Origin of the sequence: Methylobacterium sp. DB0501 (assembly GCF_011043735.1) — a bacterium.
Taxonomy (GTDB): domain Bacteria; phylum Pseudomonadota; class Alphaproteobacteria; order Rhizobiales; family Beijerinckiaceae; genus Methylobacterium; species Methylobacterium alsaeris.
In genome coordinates this window covers 125,635-145,895 of record NZ_JAAKGV010000006.1, presented here as the reverse complement: position 1 = coordinate 145,895, position 20,261 = coordinate 125,635, and the positions used below count along the sequence as shown (strand labels likewise).

General features: G+C 71.7%; 11 protein-coding genes. 4 read left to right on the top strand and 7 right to left on the bottom strand.

Features of this window, described 5'->3' with window-relative positions; translation table 11 throughout:
- Position 1: 1 nt before the first annotated feature.
- From G4G93_RS10770 to G4G93_RS10740, 7 genes are all read right to left on the bottom strand, one after another.
- Positions 2-1,363 (bottom strand): cytochrome P450, encoded by a 1,362-nt coding sequence (locus G4G93_RS10770; protein ID WP_165083979.1) that lies wholly within the window; start codon positions 1,361-1,363, stop codon positions 2-4.
- 54 nt (positions 1,364-1,417) lie between these two features.
- Positions 1,418-2,662, bottom strand: coding sequence for a phosphopentomutase (locus G4G93_RS10765; protein WP_165083977.1), 1,245 nt, complete (start codon positions 2,660-2,662; stop codon positions 1,418-1,420).
- A complete protein-coding gene (locus tag G4G93_RS10760; RefSeq protein ID WP_165083975.1) occupies positions 2,659-4,278 on the bottom strand; it encodes an ABC transporter ATP-binding protein in 1,620 nt (539 codons plus the stop codon). The genes G4G93_RS10765 and G4G93_RS10760 overlap by 4 nt, the downstream gene beginning before the upstream one ends.
- A gap of 177 nt (positions 4,279-4,455) precedes the next feature.
- Entirely contained in the window at positions 4,456-5,892 is a 1,437-nt protein-coding gene (locus G4G93_RS10755) for an efflux transporter outer membrane subunit (RefSeq protein WP_165083973.1), read from the bottom strand.
- A gap of 263 nt (positions 5,893-6,155) precedes the next feature.
- A complete protein-coding gene (locus tag G4G93_RS10750) occupies positions 6,156-9,446 on the bottom strand; it encodes an efflux RND transporter permease subunit (protein WP_165083971.1) in 3,291 nt (1,096 codons plus the stop codon).
- Positions 9,447-9,603: 157 nt separating this feature from the next.
- Positions 9,604-12,723: an MdtB/MuxB family multidrug efflux RND transporter permease subunit gene (locus G4G93_RS10745; RefSeq protein ID WP_165083969.1), complete on the bottom strand. Its 3,120-nt coding sequence runs from the start codon at positions 12,721-12,723 to the stop codon at positions 9,604-9,606.
- A 250-nt stretch (positions 12,724-12,973) separates the two neighbouring features.
- A complete protein-coding gene (locus G4G93_RS10740) occupies positions 12,974-14,353 on the bottom strand; it encodes an MdtA/MuxA family multidrug efflux RND transporter periplasmic adaptor subunit (RefSeq protein ID WP_165083966.1) in 1,380 nt (459 codons plus the stop codon).
- 292 nt (positions 14,354-14,645) lie between these two features.
- Here G4G93_RS10740 and G4G93_RS10735 point away from each other — a divergent pair, with 292 nt between their 5' ends.
- From G4G93_RS10735 to G4G93_RS10720, 4 genes are all read left to right on the top strand, one after another.
- Positions 14,646-15,287: a DedA family protein gene (locus tag G4G93_RS10735; protein WP_165083964.1), complete on the top strand. Its 642-nt coding sequence runs from the start codon at positions 14,646-14,648 to the stop codon at positions 15,285-15,287.
- A 160-nt stretch (positions 15,288-15,447) separates the two neighbouring features.
- Positions 15,448-16,308 (top strand): FkbM family methyltransferase, encoded by an 861-nt coding sequence (locus G4G93_RS10730; RefSeq protein WP_165083962.1) that lies wholly within the window; start codon positions 15,448-15,450, stop codon positions 16,306-16,308.
- 387 nt (positions 16,309-16,695) lie between these two features.
- A complete protein-coding gene (locus G4G93_RS10725; protein WP_165083960.1) occupies positions 16,696-17,496 on the top strand; it encodes a glycosyltransferase in 801 nt (266 codons plus the stop codon).
- A gap of 389 nt (positions 17,497-17,885) precedes the next feature.
- The gene (locus tag G4G93_RS10720; protein WP_165083958.1) at positions 17,886-20,138 is read left to right on the top strand and encodes an ATP-dependent RecD-like DNA helicase; all 2,253 of its coding nucleotides are present in this window, start codon (positions 17,886-17,888) and stop codon (positions 20,136-20,138) included.
- Positions 20,139-20,261: the final 123 nt, after the last annotated feature.

Genomic DNA, 20,261 nt, shown 5'->3' with positions numbered 1-20,261 from the left:
CTCAACCGGCGCGGCGGGCCAGATGGAAGCGCGGCACGTGGTCCGGCCGCATCACGGTGGTCGCCACCGGCAGGACCGGCCGGTCGCCGGCGAGCGAGAGCCGGAACCCGCGCATCAGCCGCGCCAGGACCAGGATCGCCTCGGCCTGCGCCAGCTGCGCGCCGATGCAGATCCGCGGGCCGGCGCCGAAGGGCAGGTAGACGAAACGGTCCGGCTCCGGGCCGTCGAGGAAGCGCCCCGGATCGAAGGTCTCCGGCCGGTCCCACCAGCGCGGGTTGCGGTGGAGCACCCAGGTCGGGATCATCACGATGCTGCCGGCCGGGATCGCGGTGCCCTCGACCGTGCTCGCCCGCGCGGCGCGGCGGGCGATGACGTAGACCGGGGGATAGAGCCGCAGGGTCTCCTGGGTCACCGCCCTGGCGAGCCTCAGGCGCGGCAGGGACGCGCTGGCGCCCTCCTCCGACAGGTCGAGCCCGGCGGCCTCCGCGGCGAGCGCGTCCTGCAGGCCCGGCTCGCGGGCGAGCAGCGTGCAGGCCCAGAACAGGGTCGAGGCGGTGGTCTCGTGGCCGGCGACGATCAGCGTGCCGACCTCGTCGGCCAGCAGCCCGCCGGGCGAATCGCCATGGGCCTCGATCAGGAGGTCGAACAGGTCCCGCGCCGCGCTCCCTGAGCCCTGTTCCCGCCGCGCCGCCAGCACCGCCCGCACGACGGCGAGCCAGCGGCGGCGAAACAGCGCCCGGCGCGGGCTCGACGGGGTCGGCCAGCCCGGCGGCAGCAGGAAATCGGCCACGGTCGGCCGGCCGAGCCGGTCGAGATAGCCGGAGACCAGCGACCGGATCTCCGCCCCGAGGGGGCCGGTCTCGAGGGAGAACATCGAGGTGGTCGCGATGTCGAGGGCGGTCCTTTGCATCTCGGAGCGCAGGTCCGCCGGGGCGCCGAGGCCCCCCTCCAGCCGGCGGCAGGATTCCTCGGCGCTGCGGGCGACGAAGCGCAGCATCAAGGGCAGGGTGCGGGGCGTGAAGGCGGGGGCCAGCACCCGGCGCTGGTGGCGCCAGGCCTCGCCGTCGGCGAGCACCAGGCCGTTCCCGGCGATCGGCCCGATCGCCCGCCGGCCGGCGGGCAGGCGCGTGAAATCCTCGGTGGCCGAGAGCAGGACGTGGCGGGCGCCGGCCGGCGTCGCGAGCAGCACGATCCGGCCGCCCCCGGGCAGCGGGATCGTCACCGCCGGCTCGTCGAGGCAGGCGCGGGGGAACGCCTCCAGGGTGTTGCGCCGGAACGCGCCGAGGAGCTTGAGCCAGCCGACCCGCTCGGCGAGGGCCGGCACCGGCGGCGCGTGGCGGGCGAGCGTCCCGGAGGCCGTCATGGACGAGGGGCTTTGGACAAGGGAGGTCCGTCTCCGGTGCGCGTCCCCGGATGTTTAAGCGACCGGTCCGGGTCCGGCCAAGGTCCCGGCCAAGGTCTCCGCGACGGTCTCTTCCAGCCCGAGATGGCGCGCCACCATCGCGCCGATCGCCGGGAAGCCGATCCGTCCGAGCGGCCCGGGGGCGATTCCCGGCCCGAAGGCCAGCACCGGCACCTGCTCGCGGGTATGGTCGGTGCCGGTCCAGGTCGGATCGTTGCCGTGATCGGCGGTGACGAGGCAGAGATCGCCGGCACGAAGCGCCGCCCGGATCTCCGGCACCCGCGCATCGAAGCGCTCCAGGGCGGCGGCGTAGCCCGGCACGTCGCGGCGGTGGCCGTACTCGGTGTCGAACTCGACGAGGTTGGCGAAGACGAGGCCGCCCGCGGGCAGGTCGGCGAGGGCATCGAGCGCCGCCGTGAGACAGGCGTCGTTGCCGCCGGGCTTGATCTCGCGGCCGGTCGAGCGGTGGGCGAAGATGTCGCCGATCTTGCCGACGCTCACCACCGGCCGGCCGGCGGCGGCGAGGCGGTCGAGCAACGTGTCGCCGGGCGGCGGCACGGCGTAGTCCCGCCGGTGGGCGGTGCGGGTGAAGCCGGAGGTCGCGTCGCCGAGGAAGGGCCGGGCGATGACCCGGCCGATGCGGTAGGGGTCGCAGAGCCGGCGGGCGATGGTGCAGAGGGCGTAGAGCCGGTCGAGCCCGAACGCCTCCTCGTGGGCGGCGATCTGAAACACGCTGTCGACGGAGGTGTAGCAGATCGGCCTGCCCGTCCGGACGTGCTCCGCCCCCAGCTCCTCGATGATCGCGGTGCCGGAGGCGTGGCAATCGCCGAGGATGCCCGGCAGCCCGGCTTCCTCGACGAGGGCGCGGGTGAGGTCGGGCGGGAAGGCCGGCCGGGTCGCCGGGAAGCGGCCCCAGGAAAACCCCACCGGCACCCCGGCGATCTCCCAGTGGCCCGACACCGTGTCCTTGCCCTGCGCGCTCTCGACCGCGTGGCCGAAGGCGCCCTCGACCGGCCCCGCGGGGGCGAGGCCGGGCGGCATCCGCCCGGTCGCCCCTTCCGCCGCGAGCCCGAGGCCGAGGCCGGCGAGGTGGGGCAGGTGCAGGGGGCCGGCGCGCAGGGACGCCCGGTCGCCGGCCCCGCGGGCGCAGGCCTCGGCGATGTGGCCGAGGGTGTCGGCGCCCGCGTCGCCGAATTCCACGGCGTCGGGCGCGCCGCCGATGCCGACGGAATCGAGGACGATGAGGAGCGCCCGGGTCATTCGCTCACCGCCCCGGTCGGGGCCGCCGCGAGGTCGAAGGCGGCGGCGAACAGGGCGCGGGTGTAGGCGGTGCGGGGCCGGGCGAAGATCTCGTCCGCCGCGCCCTCCTCCACCACCTGCCCGCCCTGCATCACCATCACCCGGTTGGCCAGCGCCCGCACCACCTTGAGGTCGTGGCTGATGAACAGGTAGCCGAGGCCGCGCCGGCGCTGCAATTCGCGCAGGAGTTCGACGATCTGGGCCTGGACCGACATGTCGAGGGCCGAGGTCGGCTCGTCGAGGACGACGAAGCGCGGATCGAGGGCCATGGCGCGGGCGATGGCGATGCGCTGGCGCTGGCCGCCGGAGAATTCGTGCGGATAGCGGTCCATGGCCGCCGGATCGAGCCCGACATCGGTCAGCGCCCGGGCGACGATCTCCCGGCGCTCGGCGTCGCTGCGTCCCTTGCCCTGCACCTCCAGCCCCTCGGCGACGATCTCGGCCACCGACATCCGCGGCGAGAGCGAGCCGTAGGGATCCTGGAACACCACCTGCATCTCGCGCCGCAGGGGACGCATGGCGCTGGCCGACAGCCCGTCGATGCGCCGGCCGAGATAGACCACCGGCCCCTCCGAGGCGGTGAGGCGCAGGATGGCCAAGCCCAGCGTGGTCTTGCCCGAGCCCGATTCGCCCACCACCCCGACGGTCTCGCCCTCGCGCACGCTCAAGGCGACGCCGTCCACCGCCTTGACGTGGCCGGTGGTGCGCCGGAGGAGGCCGGTCTTGATCGGGAAATGCACCCGGATCGGCCCGGCCTCGACCAGGATCGGCGCGCCGTCCGGGACCGGGTTGCCGCGGCCCCTCGGCTCGGCAGCGAGCAGGCGGCGGGTGTACTCGTGCTGCGGGTTGGCGAACACCTCGGCGACCGGGCCGGTCTCGACGATCCGGCCCTGGAGCATCACGCAGACCCGGTCGGCGATCCGGCGCACGATGCCGAGATCGTGGGTGATGAACAGCATCGCCATGCCGAGCCGCGCCTTCAGGTCGGCCAGCAGCGCCAGGATCTGGGCCTGGACGGTGACGTCGAGGGCCGTCGTCGGCTCGTCGGCGACGAGCAGGTCGGGCTCGCAGGCGAGGGCCATCGCGATCATCACCCGCTGGCGCTGCCCGCCGGACAATTCGTGCGGGTAGGCACCGAGCCGCCGCTCGGCGTCGCGGATGCCGACGAGGTTCAGGAGCTCCAGGGTGCGGGCGCGGGCCGCCTCGCCGCTCATCCCCTTGTGCAGCCGCAACACCTCGGCGACCTGATCGGCGATGCGGTGCAGCGGGTTCAAGGAGGTCATCGGCTCCTGGAACACCATGGTGATGTCGGCGCCGCGGATCCCGCGCATCTGCGTCTCGGAGAGCGCCAGCAGGTCACTGCCCTTGAACCGGATCCGCCCCTCCGGCACCGCGCCGTCGACCAGGCGCAGGATCGAGAGCGCCGTCACCGACTTGCCGGAGCCCGATTCGCCGACGAGGGCCAGCGTCTCCCCCGGCGCGATGGCGAAGGAGACGCGATCGACGGCACGGGTCTCGCGCCCGCCCTGGCGGAAGGCGACGGAGAGATCTTCGACGGAGAGGAGCGGGTCGGTCATCGGCTCACGGGTCGGGCGGCGCGGCGCCGGTGACCCCGATGTAGGCCATTCCCCGGCGGGCGGGAACCGGGGTGGTGGGGTGGGCGTATTGGCGCGGGTTTCCTCCTCTCCCCGCGGGCGGGGAGAGGGGAAAACCCGCGCTTGACTGGTCTCGACACAGATCGGGCGGATACCACCTCACTCGTCCACCCGCGGTGCCTGGCCGCGATCGATCGGCAGCGGCGTGAATTGCTTCAGCGCCTCGCCGCTCGGCAGGCTGCTGGTGTCCCAGCCGCCGCCGATCGCGCCGATCAGCGACACCGCGTTGGTGAAGCGGTTGAGCCGGACCTGGAGCGCCGAGACCTCGTTGTTGAGCTCCAGCGCCTGGGCGGTCACGACCGTGGTGTAGTTCTGGGTGCCGGCCCGGTACTCGTTGAGGGCGATCTCCACCGCCCGGCGCGAGGATTGCACGGCGAGTTCCTGCGCGCCCTGCTGGCGGGCGAGGATGCGCTGGCCGGCCAGGCCGTTCTCGACCTGCTGGAAGGCGGTGAGCACGGTCTGGCGGTAATTGGCGACGGCCCCGTCATAGGCCGCCTCGACCGCCTGGAGCGCCGCCGTGCGCGCGCCGCCGTCGAACAGCACCTGGCTGCCGGAGGCCGCCACCGACCAGAACGTGTTCGCGGCGGAGAAGAAGTTGCGAGCCGGATCGCCCGCGATGCCGCCGCTCGCCGACAGGGTGACGGTCGGGTAGAACGCCGCGACGGCGACGCCGATCTGGGCGCTCTGGGACTGCACGGTCCGCTCGGCGAGCGCGATGTCGGGCCGGCGCTCCAGGAGATCGGAGGGCAGGCTGACCGGCACGGCGGGCGGGCGCGCCGGCAGGCTGCCGCGGGCCAGCGACACCTCGGCGGGCGGGCGGCCGATCAGCGTCGCGATGGCGTGCTCCAGGTTCGCCCGCTGCAGCCCGACCGCGATGGCGTTGGCCTGCGTGGTCTGGAGCTGGGTCTGGGCGGTGATGACGTCGGAACGGGCGGCGACGCCGGCATTGTACTGGTTCTGGGTGATCTCGAGCGAGCGCTGATAGGCCTGGACGGTGCGCTCCAGCAGGCTCTGCAGCGATTCCTGGTAGCGCAGCTGGTAATAGGCGATGGCTGCTTGCGTCTGCAGCGCGAGCCGCACCGAGGCGAGGTCGGCGGCGCTGGCCTGGGCGGCGGCGACGTCGCTCTCGATCAGGCGGCGGACGCGGCCGAACAGGTCGGGCTCCCAGGTCGCGGAGCCCTGGAGCGTGACGGTGGTGCGCTCGACGCCGCCGGTGCTGGCGCGGCTGATCGACGGGGCGCCCAGCGCGGTCGGGAACAGCTGGGCGCGGGCCTCCTGCACCAGGGCGCGGGCCTGCCGGTAGGCGGCGACCTGGGCGCGCAGGGTCTGGTTGTCGACGTCGATCAGGCGGATGAGCCGGTCGAGGGCCGGATCGCGAAACACCCGCCACCAGTCGCCCCGCTCCGCCTCGTCGAGGGGCCGCACCGGCCGCCAGTGGCGCGGCGGCATCGGCCGGGCGCCGCCCTCCTTGAAGGCGGCGGGCGTCTCGACGGTGGGGCGGGAGTAATCGGGGCCGACGAGGCAGCCGGCGAGCATCAGCGGGACGGCTGCCGTCGCGGCGAGGCGGAACGGCGCCCACCCGACCCTCCCCCCTCGGCGGGGGAGGGCCGCCCGGCCGTGAGGCCGGGTCGGGAGAGGGGACGCCGCTTCCGGAGCGGTCGCGCGCGCGATGAAGGGCGCCACCTGAAGCAGCGTCGCGGTTCCCTCTCCCGCCCGGCTCCGCCGGGCACCCTCCCCCGCAGAGGGGGGAGGGGTCGGCGCTGCGGGATCGGTCGGGACGATGAAATCGGTGGAAACGGTCATTCGGCCGGCAGCGCCCGCGTGGCGGAATCCCCGCGCCGGCGGCGCCCGACCCAGAGCCGGAAGCGGTCGAGGTACAGGTAGACGACGGGGGTGGTGTAGAGAGTCAGGACCTGGCTCACGATGAGGCCGCCGACGATGGCGATGCCGAGGGGACGGCGCAGCTCGGAGCCCTCGCCGCCGTCGAGAATCAGCGGCAGCGCGCCCAGCAATGCGGCCAAGGTTGTCATCATGATCGGGCGGAAGCGCAAGAGGCAGGCTTCGCGGATCGACTCCCGCGGGCTCAGGGAGCGGGTGCGCTCGGCGTCGAGCGCGAAGTCGATCATCATGATGGCGTTCTTCTTCACGATGCCGATCAGCAGGATCACGGCGATCAGCGCGATCACCCCGAATTCCTCGCCGGCCAGCATCAGGGCCAGGATCGCCCCGATACCCGCCGACGGCAGGGTGGAGAGGATGGTGAGCGGGTGGACCCAGCTCTCGTAGAGGATGCCGAGCACGGCGTAGACCGCGAGCAAAGCCGCCAGGATCAGCAGCGGCTGGCGCGAGGACGAGGACTGGAAGCTCTTGGCCGCACCGGCGAATTCGCCGTGGATGGTGGCCGGCAGGCGCAGGTCGCGCATGTGGCCGTCGATCGCCGCGGTGGCGTCGCTCAGGCTCTTGCCGGGGGCGAGGTTGAACGACAGCGTGGTGGCGACGAACAGGCCCTGGTGGCTGACCTGGACCGGGGTCGAGCCGGTCTCGAAGCTGGCGAAGGCCGAGAGCGGGACCATCGTCTCCTTGGCGCTGCTGACCGCGGCACTCGACGAGGCGCTGGAGCGTCCGGCCGCCGCGATGGAATTGGTGGCGGCGTTGCGGGCCGAATCGGTCGCGACCGCGGTCGCGGCGTTGCTCGCGTCGGGGGCCGCCGTGGCGGCGCTCGCCACCGTGCCGGCGACCGCGTTGGTGGTGGCCGAGCCGCGGGCGCGCGCCCCGGAGGTCGAGACGTAGATCAGCTTCAGCGTCTCGGGGTTGTCGAGGTAGCGCGGCGCGATTTCCATCACGACGTGGTACTGGTTCAGCGGGTTGTAGATCGTCGAGACCTGGCGCTGGCCGAAGGCGTCGTAGAGGGTGTTGTCGATCTGGTCCGGGGTCAGGCCGTAGCGGAAGGCGGTCGGCCGGTCGATGACGAGGCGCGTCTCCAGGCCGCCCTGCTGCTGGTCGGAGGTGACGTCGGTGAAGGTCGGGTCCTTCTGCAAAGCCTCCAGCAGCTTCGGGGTCCAGGTGTAGAGGTCCTCGCTGGTGTCGCCTTGCAGCGTGTACTGGTACTGCGAGAAGCTCTGGCGCCCGCCGACGGAAAAGTCCTGGCGCGGGAACAGGTAGAGCCGGGCGCCGGGAATCGCGGCGAGCTTCGGCCGCAGGCGGGTCATCACCTCGCCGATCGGGTCGCGCGTCCCCAAGGGTTTGAGGCCGACGAAGACGTTGGCGGAGTTGGTGCCGCGCCCGCCGGTGAAGCCGACGACGCTCTCCACCGCCGGATCGGCCTGGACGATGGCGGTGGCGCGCCGCAGCTTGGCGCTCATCGCCTGGAACGAGATGCGCTGGTCGGCCTGGATGCCGCCGATCATCTGGCCGGTATCCTGCTGGGGAAAGAACCCCTTCGGCACGATGACGTAGAGATAGACGTTGAGCACCACCGCCGCGAGCAGCACCAGCATCACGGTCACGCCGTGGCGCAGCGCCCAGTCGAGGGTGACGCGGTAGCCCGACAGCAGCCCCTCGAATGCCGCCTCCAGCACCCGCGCCACCGGGCCCGGCCGGGCGCCGTGCGCCTCGGGCTTGAGGAACCGGGCGCACATCATCGGCGTGGTGGTGAGCGAGACGACGAGCGAGATCAGGATCGCCAGGGACAGCACGACGGCGAATTCCTGGAAGAACCGCCCGATGATGCCGCCAGCGAGCAGGATCGGCAGGAACACCGCGATCAGCGACAGGCTCATCGACAGGACCGTGAACCCGACCTCGCGGGCGCCCAGCAGCGCCGCCTCGACCCGGGAGCGGCCGTCCTCGATGTGGCGCTGGATATTTTCCAGCACCACGATCGCGTCGTCGACCACGAAGCCGGCCGCGATGATGAGGGCCATCAGCGAGATGTTGTCGAGGCTGTAGTCGCACAGCCACATGGCGGCGAAGGTGCCGACCAGCGAGATCGGCACCGCCACCGCCGGGATCAGCGTCGCGCGGGCGGAGCGCAGGAAGCCGAACACCACCAGGATCACCAGCCCGACCGAGATCAGCAGCGTGCGCTCGGCCTCCGCCAGCGACGCCCGGATGGTCAGCGAGCGGTCGCCGGTGACGACGAGTTCGGTGTCGCCCGGCAGCGCCGCCTTAAGCTGCGGCAGCGCCGCCTTCAGGCGGTCGATCGTCTCGACGACGTTGCCGCCGGGCTGCTTGTAGACGATCAGCAGCACGCCGCGCTGGCCGTTGACGAGGCCGAGGTTGCGCCGGTCCTCGACGCCGTCCACCACCTGGCCGACATCGCGCAGGCGCACCCCCGCCCCGTTGCGGTAGGCGACGACGATGTCCCGGTAGTCGGCGGCCTGGCGGCCCTGGTCGTTGGCGTAGAGCTGGTAGCGCCGCGCGCCGGCCTCGATCGCGCCCTTCGGCGAGTTGGCGTTGGCGCTGGCGAGCGCGGCGCGGATGCCTTCCAGGCCGATGCCGTAATGGAACAGGGCGTTCGGATCGAGCTCGACCCGCACCGCCGGCAGCGACGAGCCGCCGATATCGACGTTGCCGATGCCCTCGAGCTGCGACAGCTTCTGGGCGAGCACCGTCGCGGCGGAATCGTAGAGCGCGCCGGGGCTCAGCGTCTTCGAGGTGAGGCCAAGGATCAGGATCGGCGCGTCGGCCGGGTTGAACTTGCGGTAGGTCGGGTTGGTGCGGAGCGCCGTCGGCAGATCGGCGCGGGCGGCGTTGATCGCCGCCTGCACGTCGCGCGCGGCGCCGTTGATGTCGCGGTCGAGCCCGAATTGCAGCACGATCCGGGTCTGCCCGACGGAACTCGTCGAGGTCATCTGGTCGACGTCGGCGATCTGGCCGAGGCGCCGTTCCAGGGGGGCGGCGACGGTGGTCGCCATGGTGTCGGGGCTGGCGCCGGGCATCGAGGCCTGGACCAGGATGGTCGGGAAGTCGATCTGCGGCAGCGGCGCCACCGGCAGCCGCACGAAGGCGAACAGCCCGGCGAGCAGCACGCCGAGGGTGAGGAGCGTGGTCGCGACCGGGCGCAGGATGAAGGGGGCGGAGAGGTTCACCGGGCGGCCCCGAGCGCGCCGCCGTTGACCCTCCCCCCTCTGCGGGGGAGAGCGATCATGCCCTGTCGAATGAGGCGCGAGATCCCTCCTCTCCCCGCGGGCGGGGAGAGGGGATGCGCACGACCGGAAGTTGACATCCGCGCAACTCCCGCGACCCTCACGGCACCGCCTCCCCGGGCGCCAGCCCGCTGCGGCGGCGCCCGCTGAGCCTGCGCCCGAGCCGGTCGAAGGCGAGGTAGATCACCGGCGTCGTGTAGAGCGTCAGGATCTGGCTCACGATCAATCCGCCGGCGATCGAGATGCCGAGCGGCTGGCGCAGCTCCGAGCCCGTTCCGGTCCCGAGGATCAGCGGGATCGCGGCGAAGAGCGCCGCGAAGGTCGTCATCAGGATCGGGCGGAAGCGCAGGATGCAGGCCTCGTAGATCGCGTCCCGCGGGGTCATGCCCTCCTCGCGCTCGGCCTGGAGCGCGAAGTCGATCATCATGATGGCGTTCTTCTTCACGATGCCGATCAGCAGCACGATGCCGATGATGCCGATGATGTCGAGGTCGTGCCCGAACAGCATCAGGCCGGCCAGCGCCCCGATGCCGGCCGAGGGCAGGGTCGACAGAATCGTGATCGGGTGGACGAAGCTCTCGTAGAGCACGCCGAGCACGATGTAGACCGTGACGATCGCGGCGAGCACCAGGAACAGGGTGTTGTCGAGCGAGGCCTGGAAGGCGAGCGCCGAGCCCTGGAAGATCAGCCGGAAGCTGTCGGGCATGCCGAGTTCCGCTTCCGCCGCCCGGATCGCCGCCACCGCGGGACCGAGGGAAGCGCCGGGCGCGAGGTTGAACGAGATCGTGGTCGCCGGGAACTGCCCGAGATGGCTGATGAGGAGCGGGGCGCGGCGCTCGCTCACCTGGGCGATGGCGGTGAGCGGCACCTGGCCGTTGGTGGCGGTGGAGGACGGCAGGTAGATCCGCGACAGCGATTCCAGCGTCCGGTGCAGCTCCGGATCGGCCTCCAGGATCACCCGGTACTGGTTCGACTGGGTGAAGATCGTCGAGATGATGCGCTGGCCGAAGGCGTCGTAGAGGGCGTTGTCGACGGAGGCCGGGGTGATGCCGTAGCGGCCGGCCGTGGCGCGGTCGATGGTGATGTAGGCGGCCAAGCCGCTCGCCTGCCGGTCGCTCGCCACGTCGGCGAGGTCGGGGATCGCCTTGAGCCGATCGACGAGGCGCGGCACCCAGGTGTCGAAGGCGCTCGGATCCGGGTTCTCCAGGATGAACTGGTACTGGGTGGCGCTCACCGCCGTGTCGATGGTGAGGTCCTGCACCGGCTGCATGAACAGCGCGATGCCCGGCACGTCGGCGACCCGGGCGGAGATCCGCCGGATGATCGCGCTGGCATTCTCCGTCCGCTCCTCCCGCGGGCGCAGGTTGATGAGGAAGCGGCCGGAATTCAGCGTCACGTTCTGGCCGTCGACGCCGATGAACGACGACAGGCTGACCACGTCCGGATCCTTCAGGATCGCCTCCGCCAGGCGCTGCTGGCGCTCGGCCATGGCGCCGTAGGAGACGGTCTGGTCGGCCTGGGTGATGCCCTGGATCAGCCCGGTATCCTGGACCGGGAAGAAGCCCTTCGGGATCACGACGTACAGGTAGACGGTCAGCACGAGGGTGCCGACGGCGACCAGCAGCGTCAGCCACTGGTGGGCGAGCACGCCGCGCAAGGTCCGGCCGTAGAAGGCGATGCCGCCCTCCATCAGCCGGCGCCCGGCATTCGACAGGCGCCCGGCGGCGCGGGCCTGGGCCGGCTGATGGTGCAGGAGGCGTGCGCACAGCATCGGCACCAGGGTCAGGGAGACCACGCCGGAGATCACGATGGTGGCGGCGAGCGTGATGGCGAATTCGTGGAACAGGCGCCCCACCACCTCGCCCATGAACAGCAGCGGGATCAGCACCGCCAGCAGCGAGACGGTGAGCGAGATGATGGTGAAGCCGATCTCGCGCGAGCCCTTGAGGGCCGCCTCCATCGGGCTGTCGCCCTCCTCGACGTGGCGGGCGATGTTCTCGATCACCACGATCGCGTCGTCGACGACGAAGCCGGTCGCGATGGTGAGCGCCATCAGCGACAGGTTGTCGAGGGAGAAGCCCCACAGGTCCATCACCGCCAGCGCGCCGACCAGCGACAGCGGCACCGACAGGCTCGGGATCAGGGTCGCGGGCAGCGAGCGGAGAAAGAGGAAGATCACCAGCACCACGAGGGCGATGGCGAGCAAGAGTTCGAACTGCACGTCCTCGACCGAGGCGCGGATCGTCACCGTGCGGTCGGTGAGCGGGGTCACCTGGATCGCCGCCGGCAGCGTCGCCTGGAGCTGCGGCAGCAGCGCCTTGATCCGGTCCACCACCGCGATGACGTTGGCGCCGGGCTGGCGCTGGATGTTGAGGATCACCGCCGGGGTGGTGTCCATCCAGGCGCCGAGCTGGGTGTTCTCAGGCCCCTCCACCACCTCGGCCACCGCCGAGAGCCGCACCGGCGCCCCGTTGCGATAGGCGATCACCGCGTCGCGATAGGCGCTCGGGTCCCGGATCTGGTCGTTGGCGTTGATGGTGAAGGACTGGGTCGGCCCGTCGATCGAGCCCTTGGGCGTGTTGACGTTGAGGTTGTTGATGGTGGTGCGCAGGTCGTCGATGTTGAGGCCGTAGGCCGCCAGCGCCGCCGCGTTGAACCGCACCCGCACGGCGGGCCGCTGCCCGCCCGCCATCGAGACGAGGCCGACGCCCGAGACCTGGCTGATCTTCTGGGCCAGCCGCGTCTCGGCGAGGTCGCGCACCTGGGTCAGCGCCAGGGTCTTGGAGGTGAGCGCCAGCGTCAGGATCGGCGCGTCGGCCGGGTTGACCTTGGCGTAGACGGGAGGCGCCGGCAGGTCGCCCGGCAGCAGGTTGCCGGCGGCGTTGATGGCGGCCTGGACCTCCTGGGTGGCGATGTCGATGCCGAGATCCAGGTTGAACTGGAGCGTGATGACGGAGGCCCCGGCCGAGGATTGCGACGTCATCTGGTTGAGGTTGGCGAGCTGGCCGAACTGCCGTTCGAGCGGCGCCGTCACCGCCGAGGTCATCACCTCGGGGCTGGCGCCGGGATAGAAGGTCTGGACCTGGATCGTCGGGTAATCGACCGAGGGCAGCGCCGAGAGCGGCAGGTTGAAATACGAGATCAGGCCGACGAGCAGGATCGCCAGCATGAGCAGGGTGGTGGCGACCGGGCGCAGGATGAACAGGCGGGAGGGGTTCATCGGAATGCCCGATCATTTTTCATGACCGGACGTGCGCGCCCAACCCTCCCCCGTCTGCGGGGGAGGGTGGCGAGCGGAGCGAGCCGGGAGAGGGGAACCACGCTTCCGGGTGAGGCGGAGCCGTTCTGAAGGGCGTGCGCTGGATCAGCGTCGCGCTGCCCCTCTCGGCGGGACTGCGTCCCGCTGCGCCTGCTCCGCAGGCCACCCTCCCCCGCAGAGGGGGGAGGGTTGATGCTGGTGCGCCGGATCATCACGGATTCTGGCTCTGCTGCCGGCGGCGATGGGGGCGCTCGCCCTCGGGACGCTGGCCTTCCTGACGCTGGCCTTCCTGGCGAGCCGATGCAGCAGCGCCCTCCCCGTCCGCCGGCGGTGCCGGCTTCGCTGCCTCCGGTCCGGCCGTCGTTTCCGGCCGCCCGCCGGTCACCCGCACCGCGGCCCCGTCCTTCAGCCGGTCCGTCCCGTCGACCACCACCCGGTCGCCGACCGAAAGCCCCTTGGTGACGACGGTCCGCACGCCGTCGCTCTCGCCGATCTCGATCGGGCGCACGGCGACCTTGTCCTCTCCGGTCAGGAGATAGACGTAGGTGCCGGGCGTGCCGCGCAGAACGGCGGCGGCCGGCACGAGCGCGGCGTCGCGCACCGTATCGACGTCGAGGCGGGCATTGACGAACTGGTTGGGAAACAACCGGTCGTCCTTGTTCGGAAAAAGGGCGCGCAGCTTCACCGTGCCGGTGGTGACGTCGATCTGGTTGTCGACGGTGTCGAGACTGCCCCTGGCGATCTCGGTGGTGTCCGAGCGGTCGAAGACCCGCACCGGCAGGGTGGCGCCGGCCCGGAGCCGATCCATCACCCGCGACAGCACGGTCTCCGGCAGGGTGAACAGCACCGAGATCGGGTGGAGCTGCGTCACGACGACGATGCCGGTCGAGGCGGCGGTGACGTAGTTGCCCTGGTCGATCTGGCGCAGGCCCACCCGGCCCTCGACCGGCGAGGTGATGCGGCCGTAGCTGATGTTGAGCTTCTGCTGGTCGATCTGCGCCTGGTCGGAGGCGACCACGCCCTCGTACTGCTTGACCGTGGCGGCCTGCGTATCGACGTTCTGCTTCGAGATCGAGTCCTGGCGGTTCAGGGTCTGGTAGCGGGCGAGATCCAGGCGGGCGTTCTGCAACAGCGCCTGGTCGCGCAGGAGCTGGCCCTGGTACTGGGCGAGCAGGGCCTCGTAGGGCCGCACGTCGATCTGGGCCAGGAAGTCGCCGGCCTTGACGGTCTGGCCCTCGCGGAATCCGACCTGGGTCAGGTAGCCGCTCACCTGCGAGCGAATCGTCACGGTGGCGAGCGGGGTCACGGTGCCGAGGCCCGAGAGCACCACCGGCATGTCGCCCTTCTGCACGGTGGCGACGCCGACCGCCTGCGGCCCCTCCCCGCCCGCGCCGCGGCGCCCGCCGCCCCGGCGGCCGGTAGCCTGCTGCGTCTCGGAGCGCTTGAACCCGTCCGGGAGATAGGTGCGGTACGCCCAGTAGCCGCCGCCGGCGAGCGCCAGCAGCACCAGGAGCCAGGCCAGGCCGCGGCCGCGCCGGCGGGGCGGCGCCCCGACCGCGTCGTCGGTCCGGATGGGAGACAATTCGTTCATCGCTCTGGACAACCCGGACCCGACACCACCAATCCCGCCCCCGCGACGCCTCTCATGTCGTGCCGGCGGCGCGGAGTTGCGCCTGCGGCACGTCGCCTTCGCGGCGGACCCCCCGCGAAGCCCGATGGCCATTCCGCACGGCAATGCGTCGCCAGTACGACGACGATGTTGCCTCACGATTGCTGAACGGCGCCCGAGCGTTGCCCTGGAAGAGCCACGATCGGACCCCTTATCTCATGTCCAGAGGCGCGACACGGCGCCGCCATGCAGAGCCATCGTCCGCGGGACCTTCATGCACTTCCTCCACGACCTGCCGGTCGCCGACCTGATCTCGCATTACGGCTACTGGGCGATCTTCTTCGTCATCACCCTGGAGAGCGCCGGCGTGCCGATGCCGGGCGAGACCGCGCTGATCTCGGCGGCGGTCTATGCCGGCTCGACCGGCCAGCTGCGCATCGGCCTCGTGGTGCTGGCCGCGGCGCTCGCCGCCATCATTGGAGACAATTTCGGCTACTGGGTCGGCCGGCGCTGGGGCATGCCGCTGCTGCTCAAGCACGGGGCCAAGATCGCCCTCGACCATCGCCGGCTCAAACTCGGCCAGTATCTCTTCCGGCGCCACGGCGGCAAGATCGTGTTCTTCGGCCGCTTCACCGCGATGCTGCGCGCCTATGCGGCCCTGCTCGCCGGGGTGAACCAGTTCGACGCCCGCCGCTTCTTCCTGTTCAACGCCGCCGGCGGCATCGCCTGGGCCTCGCTGATGGGCTTCGGCGCCTATCTGTGCGGCCGCTCGATCGAGCACGTGGTCGGGCCGATCGGCCTGGGGCTGCTCGCCGTCGTGGTGTTCGGCGGCATCGCCCTGTGGCTGTTCGTGCGCCGGCACGAGGCGCGGCTGACCCACGAGGCCGAGCAGGCGATCCCGGGCCCGCTGGCCTGAAGCCGAACCAAGCCCGCTGGCCTGAGGCCGAGCCCGCCAGTCCCGGGCGATGCGGATTGCCGCCCGCCCGCCCGGGTGGCATGAGGCGCGCGAGACTCCCCCACCCGCTCCGCCTCCGTGCGGGGCGGCCGCGCTACGCCGCGGCCCGCACACCGGCACGATGACACAGGCATCCCACCCCTTCGGCACCTACGCGCCCGCCGGGCTCGTGCGCTGGATCCTCGCGCGCACCGAGCGCCTGCCCCACGAGAACTGGGGCGCGCGGCGCCTCGCCCTGCTCCTGCGCCGCACCGCCATCCGCATGCTGCGCGGCCGGCCCCTCGACGTGGAGCGCTACGGCGCGCGCATGCGCCTGCACCCCTACAACAACAACTGCGAGAAGAAGGTGCTCTTCACCCCGCAGTTCTTCGATCCAGTGGAGCGCAGGATCCTGGCCGATCGGGTCGGGCCGGACTGCGTCTTCCTCGACATCGGGGCGAATGTCGGCGCCTACGCGCTGTTCGTGGCGGCTTCGTCCGGGCGCGGCGCGCGGATCCTGGCGGTCGAGCCGCAGCCCGACATCTTCGACAAGCTCGCCTTCAACATCGCCCAGAATCCGTTCGGCAGCGTCAAGGCGGTGGCCTGCGCGGTGGCCGACAAGGCCGGCGAGATGACCTTGTTCGTCGATCCCCGCAACCGCGGCGAATCGAGCCTGAAGGTGGTCGGCACCAGCGAGGGCGCGGCGATCCGGGTGCCGGCGGTGTCGCTCCTCGATCTCGTCCGCGGCGAGGGCCTGACCCGGATCGACGCGATCAAGCTCGACGTCGAGGGCGCCGAGGACCTGATCCTCGAACCGTTCCTGCGCCAGGCGCCGCCCGCCCTGCACCCGCGCCTCCTCGTCATCGAGGACGGCACCGACCTGTGGCAGACCGACCTCGCCGCCCTTCTCACCCGCCACGGCTATCGCCGCATCGCCCAGACGCGGTTGAACCTGATCTTCGAGCGGGAAGGTTCGCGCCCTCGCGGCGACGACGGGCCGTGATCCCGAGAGGGCAGGCAGGCGCGGACCATGGTGCCCGCATGCCGGCCGCGCCCGGGACGCGAACACATCCTCCGACGATGCGAAGACCGGTTCGTCGTCGACGATGCGCCGGGATCGGAGGCCTGGAGGTGCGCGCCCGGTGACACCGGGCTCGGACGCGGCGCCAGGCGGCCCGGCCGACGCGGCGGCGAGGGCCGGCGCTGCGGCGGGAACGTCGTACCCTCCGGCTGTTCACCCCGGAGACTTTTTTGTTTACGCAGCGTCATCACAGCGGATTCGCCGCTGGTGTTTCCCGGCCGGGGATGCGCGAGCGGGGATGGGCGGGAGAGGCCGAGCCCGCACGTCCGCCACGAAACCCGCACCTCCCGACCGGACGGAGGTGGCTGGATGAAATGGTATTTCGCCGTCAACGAAACCGGCCTCAGGCACGCCTGGGATCAGCTCGGGATCGCGGTCGACTCGGCACGCCGCACCACGCAGCTGAAACCCGTCTGTCTCGTCGATCCGGGCGAGCGAAGTCCCGAGGTGAGCGCCCGCATCGCTGCGCTGGCGCATGCCGGCGTCGAGATCATCGAGCACAGGGCTTCGCTGTTCCCGATCGTGAAGGAGCGGCACCGGCTGGACTCGGACATGTTCAGCGGCCACTGGCTGCGCTGCGACATCCCGATGCTCGAACGGAGCGACGAGATCGTCCTCTACACCGACATCGACGTGATGTTCCGCCGCGACCCCGAGCCGTCGCTGCGGGTGCCCGCCTTCCTCTCTTGTGCTCCCGAGCATGGGCAGGACGATTGGAGCTATTTCAACTCCGGCGTCATGCTGATGAACCTCCCTCGCTTGCGCGCGACACGCGACGAGCTGGTGCGGTACGTCGAGGCCCATATCGGCCATATGGCGCCGCACGACGATCAGGGCGCCTTGAACGCGGTCTATCGTGATCGCTGGGATCGTCTCGACCGTCGCTGCAACTGGAAGCCGTACTGGGGCTTCGACGCCGCCGCCAGGATCCTGCACTTCCACGGACCCAAGCCCGGCAACGTGCGCGACTACCAGAGAGACGACGCCTACGTGTCGCGTCTCGAGCCGGGGGGCTATGCCGATCACCAGCGCGCACTCCACGCGATCTACCGGCGAAATCCGGAGGGGTACGCGGCCTACATGACCGAGGCCGACACCTACCGGATCTGAGCAGATCCCGCAAAAGCGGTTGGCGGATCTGCGACAAAAATCTGCGATAAAACAAGGAGCCAAGCGGACGAGACGTTGTCCTGCCGATGCAGGTCCGCCGAGAATCGGAGGTCGTTGCCGGCGACCTCCGGCTCCGCTCGCGAAGCTGCCGCGAGGCGCCGAGGTTCGAAGGTCCAGGCCCCCGGACTTCCGGGCCCGGCATCGAGCCTTCACGGCCGGGCGACGGCCCCACCGATCGCGGGCTTGTCCGCGGTCGGCGTCGACGCGCCGGCCTCGCGGGCCGGCCTTCATCGCCCCGCCGGCCGGAGGGAGCCGACGCGGCCGCGGCCACGGGCGAATCGTCTCGCCCTTGCGCCGGTTCGGCCCTCTCCCGATCTTGCAGGGCGCCGATGGCCGCCTTCGCCGCCCCTCCCCGCTCCCGCTCCCCCGACGCCCTCGCCGGATCGATCGAGCGCGTCACCTTCCACAATGCCGAGAGCGGGTTCTGCGTCCTGAAGGTCAAGGCGCGGGGCCGGCGCGACCTCGTGGCGGTGATCGGCCACGCGCCCGCCGTGGCGGCGGGCGAATGGGTGACCGCCACGGGCGCCTGGGTCAGCGACCGCGAGCACGGCCTGCAGTTCCGCGCCGACACCCTGGCGGCGACGCCGCCCACGGGTGTCGAGGGCATCGCCCGCTACCTCGCCTCGGGCCAGATGCGCGGCATCGGGCCGGAGATGGCCAAGCGCATCGTCAAGGCCTTCGGGGCCGACACCTTCGCGGTGATCGAGGCGGCGCCGGAGCGCCTGACCGAGGTGACGGGGATCGGCCCGACCCGCGCCGCGCGGATCACAGCGGCCTGGGCCGAGCACAAGGCGGTGCGGGAGATCATGGTGTTCCTGCACGCCCACGGCGTCGGCACCGCCCGGGCGGTGCGGATCTTCAAGACCTACGGCACCGACGCGGTCCGGGTGATGACCGAGGATCCCTACCGCCTCGCCCGCGACGTGCGCGGCATCGGCTTTCGCACGGCGGACGCCATCGCGGAAAAGCTCGGCCTGGCCCCGACGGCGCCCGAGCGCCTGCGCGCCGGCCTCGCCTACGCGCTCCAGGCGGCGATGGATGACGGCCATTGCGCCCTGCCGGTGCCGGACCTGATCGCCCGCGCGGCCGCGCTGCTGGCGGTCGATGCGAGCCTGCTCCGCACCGCCCTCGTCGAGGAGATCGGCGGCGATGCGGTGGTGATGGACACGATCGGCGACGTGCCGCACCTGTTCCTGCGCGGCCTGCACGCGGCGGAAGCTGCGATCGCCGAGCGGCTGATCGCCCTCGACGAGGCGCCCCTGCCCTGGGACGAGATCGATACGGGCGCCGCCCTGGCGCGGGTGGAGGCCGAGACCGGCCGGCCGCTCTCGCCCTCGCAGGCCGCGGCGGCCGCGACGCTGTCGAACGCCAAGGTCGCGGTGATGACCGGCGGGCCCGGCGTCGGCAAGACCAGCACGCTGGACGCGCTGCTGCGGATGCTCGACGGGGCGGGGGCCGCGGTGCTGCTCGCCGCACCGACGGGACGGGCCGCCAAGCGGATGAGCGAGCAGACCGGCCGCGAGGCGAAGACCATCCACCGCCTGCTCGAGATCGACCCGCGCCACGGCGGCTTCCAGCGCAACGAGCACAGCCCGCTGCCGTGCGACCTGCTGGTGCTGGACGAGGCCTCGATGATCGACGTCCCACTGATGAACGCCCTCACCCGGGCCCTGCCGCGCCACGCCGCGCTCTGGCTCGTCGGCGACGTCGACCAGCTGCCCTCCGTCGGCCCGGGCCGGGTGCTCGCCGACGTGATCGACTCGGGCCGCGTCGCGGTGGCGCGCCTCACCGAGGTCTTCCGGCAGGCCGCCGAGAGCCGGATCGTCACGGGCGCCCACCGGATCAATGCCGGGCAGATGCCCGAGGGCGCCGGCACGCCGGACGGCGACTTCTTCGTGGTCGGGATCGACGATCCCGAGATCGGCGCCGACAAGCTCGTCGAGATCGTCACGCGCCGCATCCCGCGCCGCTTCGGCCTCGATCCGGTCCGGGACGTGCAGGTGCTCTGCCCGATGACCCGCGGGGCGCTCGGGAGCCGACACCTCAACCAGGCGCTCCAGCGGGTGCTGAACCCGAACCCGGCCGTCTCGGTCGAGCGCTTCGGCTGGGTCTTCGCCCCCGGCGACCGGGTGATGGTGGGCCAGAACGACTACGACCGCGAGGTGTTCAACGGCGATCTCGGCGTGGTGCTGCGGGTCGATCCCGAGGAGGGATTGCTGGTTGCGGGCTTCGACGGGCGCGAGGTCGTCTGGCCGTTCGAGGAGCTGGACGCCTTGAGCCCGGCCTACGCCATCACCATCCACAAGTCGCAAGGCTCGGAATATCCCGCCGTGGTGATCCCGGTGGCCATGCAGCATTACACGATGCTGGCCCGCAACCTGCTCTATACGGGCGTGACCCGGGGCAAGCGGCTGGTGGTGCTGGTGGCGCAGACCCGCGCGGTGGCGATCGCGGTGCGGGGCGGGGCGAAGCCGCGGTTCACGAAGCTGGCGGAGTGGTTGCGGCAGCCCGCGAAGACGCGGGCCGGGGGGCCCCGGCGCACCTCCTCCCTCCCAACGCCCTCCCCTTTCCCGGACGATTGAGGCGAAGCGGAAGGAGATCCGGGCACCAGCAGAAGAAGCGTCGCAAAGCGGCTCTGCATGCCGCACCGTTGCAGACAGGCGGACGCTTCGCGAGTTCTTGTGCCGGATCCCGGATCTCCTTCC

Bases quoted from the DNA above. Each gene is read 5' to 3' on its own strand.
- G4G93_RS10725 (WP_165083960.1), top strand. From the start codon at position 16,696: ATGAAATGGTATTTCGCCGTCAACGAAACCGGCCTCAGGCACGCCTGG.
- G4G93_RS10760 (WP_165083975.1), bottom strand. From the start codon at position 4,278: ATGACCGACCCGCTCCTCTCCGTCGAAGATCTCTCCGTCGCCTTCCGC.
- G4G93_RS10740 (WP_165083966.1), bottom strand. From the start codon at position 14,353: ATGAACGAATTGTCTCCCATCCGGACCGACGACGCGGTCGGGGCGCCG.
- G4G93_RS10735 (WP_165083964.1), top strand. From the start codon at position 14,646: ATGCACTTCCTCCACGACCTGCCGGTCGCCGACCTGATCTCGCATTAC.
- G4G93_RS10770 (WP_165083979.1), bottom strand. From the start codon at position 1,363: ATGACGGCCTCCGGGACGCTCGCCCGCCACGCGCCGCCGGTGCCGGCC.
- G4G93_RS10745 (WP_165083969.1), bottom strand. From the start codon at position 12,723: ATGAACCCCTCCCGCCTGTTCATCCTGCGCCCGGTCGCCACCACCCTG.
- G4G93_RS10730 (WP_165083962.1), top strand. From the start codon at position 15,448: ATGACACAGGCATCCCACCCCTTCGGCACCTACGCGCCCGCCGGGCTC.
- G4G93_RS10755 (WP_165083973.1), bottom strand. From the start codon at position 5,892: ATGCTCGCCGGCTGCCTCGTCGGCCCCGATTACTCCCGCCCCACCGTC.
- G4G93_RS10765 (WP_165083977.1), bottom strand. From the start codon at position 2,662: ATGACCCGGGCGCTCCTCATCGTCCTCGATTCCGTCGGCATCGGCGGC.
- G4G93_RS10720 (WP_165083958.1), top strand. From the start codon at position 17,886: ATGGCCGCCTTCGCCGCCCCTCCCCGCTCCCGCTCCCCCGACGCCCTC.